We start from the raw sequence: 2,688 nt of genomic DNA, 5'->3' as shown, positions 1-2,688 counted from the left end.
CCCCGTGCCCACCGCTTTCGGTGCCTTGCGCCACGATGACATCGGCGCCCACGTCGACCGCCCGGTTGGCCTCTTCCAGATCGGTTACCTGAATGATCAGCAGCGTGCCGGACGCGCGGATGCGCTCGGTGAAAGGGCTCGGATCCCCGAAGGACAACATCACCGCCCTGGGCTGGTGCTCCAGCGCCCGCTCGATCGCGCCGACGTCGATCTGCCAGGTGAGGAAACCGATGCCCCACGGCCGCCCGGCGGCTTCCGCGAGGAGCGGCAGCTCGCGGGCCAGCCACTCCGGGTCCCCGTTCGCGGCGCCCAGCATCCCGAGCCCACCGCCACGAGAGACGGCCGCCGCCAGCGCACCGCCGGCAGATCCACCCATCGGCGCCAGCGCGATCGGGTGCTCCACACCGAACAACTCCGTGAACCGCGTCGACAGCGCCATAGCCGCCATCATTCCCCTCGGCACGCCGCGCGAACATCGCTTGTCGCGACATCCGCCGCCAGGCGGCCCTGTCGGACCTGGGGACCTGCCCGCTGGGGATCCCTGCCGTGCGTCCGCTGGGCGGTGTCGAGGTCAGATCGCCATTGCCATCGTGAGGTAGCCGTTCGCGAGCGCGAGGCTGCGGGCGCGCAGAGCCGTCCTGGCCTGTTCGCCGTAAGCCTGGTCGGTTGGGCGGGCGGGCCGGAGGCGGTCGAAGAATTGGCCGGTGATGCCTTCCAGCGCAGGATCGACGGCGAGTCGGCGGGTGGCCTCGCCCCCGGGCTCCAGGGTGTCGGCCGGTGATTTACAGCAGGACGACGCACCCGCGTTCCTCCAGCTCCGTGAGCAAGCGGTGGGAGGGATCGCAGGTGTTCCAACGAAGATCCAGCTTCTCCAGGGCGGGCATCCGTGCGACCCAGTCCGGAATCTGGACGATGTGGTTGCTGCGGAGGTCGAGTTGCCGAAGCCGGGGGAGGGCGGCCAGCGGTTCGGGCAGTTCGGTGAATGCGTTCTCACGCAGGTCCAGGTGCCGTAGTTCACGCAGGCCGGTCACTGTCGGCGGCAAGGTGCTGAGCGCGTTCCCGCGCAGCCAGAGTTCGCGCAGTTTGTGGAGGCGACCGATGGTGTCGGGCAGTCTGGTCAGCCGATTGTGCTGGGCTCGGAGCTCGATCAGTTCCGTCATCCGGCCGACGGTTTCGGGCAGGGCGGTGAGAGGGTTTTCACCGACGTTGAGGTAGCGCAGCCGGGTCAGGTTTCCCAGCGTGTCCGGGAGCTGGGACAGGTTGTTGTCGTGCAGGTAGAGGCATCCGGTGAGTTCGGCCAGGTCGCCGAGTGTGTCGGGGAGGGAGGTGAGTTTGTTGTGGCCGAGGTCCAACGTGGTCAGGGTGTCCAGTTGTCCGATCTTCGGGGAGAGGGTCATGAGGCCGTTGTCTGCCAGGATCAGCACTCGGAGCTCGGTGTGCTGCCAGATGGACTCGGGCACATCTCCAAGCTGCTGGCGCCAGAGGTTGAGTGCGGGCTGCATGGCCCCGTCCTTTCCGTTCGGCGGTCTGGCTGGAGATTCTCGCGTGGAGCCTGCGGCCGTGCAGCACTCTCGGATGGGATCAGTCACGGCTGTCCCGAAGCCGCGGACGGGGGAGTTCTCGCCGTGCGCGGTGGTGTCGCGGCGCTGCCCCTCGCCCGGGGCGTGCGCGTGCGCGGCCTGTTGCTGATGGAGGATGGCGGCGGGCACTGGCGGACGTTCCTCGCCGGGGGCATTGCCCGGGGGGATCTGAAGTCGAGGGTAGGACGCTCTGCGGCATCGCGGACGCGGCGACGGTGGCGTACGGCCTGGTGAAGGGCGAAGGGCTGTGGCTCTCCGGCGGCGGTGGGCCCCAGGTGCGCTTGCCGCCCGGACGGCCGTGGACGCCTGCATCCCCGATGAAGGCGTAGGCGAGGGCTTTGAGTACCACCCGGCCGCGGGCGCGGCGCCGGGTCGCTGTGTCCGGGGTGGGCTGGCAGGCGTCGTAGAAGTGGTCGACGGCGCCGTCCGGCAGCAGTATCCGCGCGGCGGCGAGACCGCAGGCCGGATCGCCCGCGCAGAGGTCGCCGAAGTCGATCACGCCGCATAAAGTGCCGTCCTCGGTGAGGACGTTGGCCGGGTGGCCTGCTCGATGCGTCAGAACGCATTCGTAGCAGTCGGGCCCGCGCAGCCTCACATCCGGGATCTCAGCACGTCGACCTCACAGCCCGGCGCGAACGGGTCGAAGCCGTGCTCGATCAGCCAGCGAACTGCCAGCAGGCTTCGCAACGACCACCACGCGCGGATCACGTCGAGGTCGATGTCGGTTCCATAGCCGGCGATGACGTCGTCGAGGTGCTCCTCGTGTCCGAGCGTGAAGGTGGCGAGGTCGTACAGGGCATCACCCTGGCCCGCCTCGGACCAGTCGATGATGCCGGTGACCTCGTCGCCGTCGACGAAGACGTGCGCGATGTGCAGGTCGCCGTGCGTGAACGCCGGAGTCCACGGCCGGAGTGCGGCCTCGGCGACCTGGCGGTTGCGGGTGATCAGGTCGGCGGGCAGGAGGCCGTTCGTCACGAGCAACTCGCACTCGTCGTCGAGTTCCGCCGCCAGCGCGACGATGCTCCGTCCTGCCCGGCCGGGCCGGGGCGGCAGCGGCGCGTCGTGCAGCTTCCGGATGGCGGCGCCCGCCGCGGCCCACGCCGCCGAC

At 69.7% G+C, this 2,688-nt stretch carries 3 protein-coding genes and 1 pseudogene; all 4 read right to left on the bottom strand.

The genetic code is table 11. From position 1 onward, the window contains the following. The coding region (locus tag KN815_RS02630; RefSeq protein WP_216339758.1) for a nitronate monooxygenase at positions 1–439 on the bottom strand (439 nt) is incomplete at its 3' end. A gap of 343 nt (positions 440–782) precedes the next feature. Further along, complete coding sequence (locus KN815_RS02625) at positions 783–1,502, bottom strand: leucine-rich repeat domain-containing protein (protein ID WP_216339756.1); 720 nt, start codon at positions 1,500–1,502, stop codon at positions 783–785. Between the two features lie 340 nt (positions 1,503–1,842). Continuing rightward, positions 1,843–2,133, bottom strand: a pseudogene (locus KN815_RS02620) (phosphotransferase); the annotation flags it as partial. A 38-nt stretch (positions 2,134–2,171) separates the two neighbouring features. Further along, on the bottom strand, positions 2,172–2,688 hold a 517-nt coding region (locus KN815_RS02615), incomplete at its 5' end, for a phosphotransferase (RefSeq protein WP_216339754.1).

The organism is Streptomyces niphimycinicus (assembly GCF_018883605.1).
GTDB classification, from domain to species: Bacteria; Actinomycetota; Actinomycetes; order Streptomycetales; family Streptomycetaceae; genus Streptomyces; species Streptomyces niphimycinicus.
The sequence above is the reverse complement of the archived record's forward strand: the minus strand, read 5'-3'. Positions and strand labels throughout refer to the sequence as shown.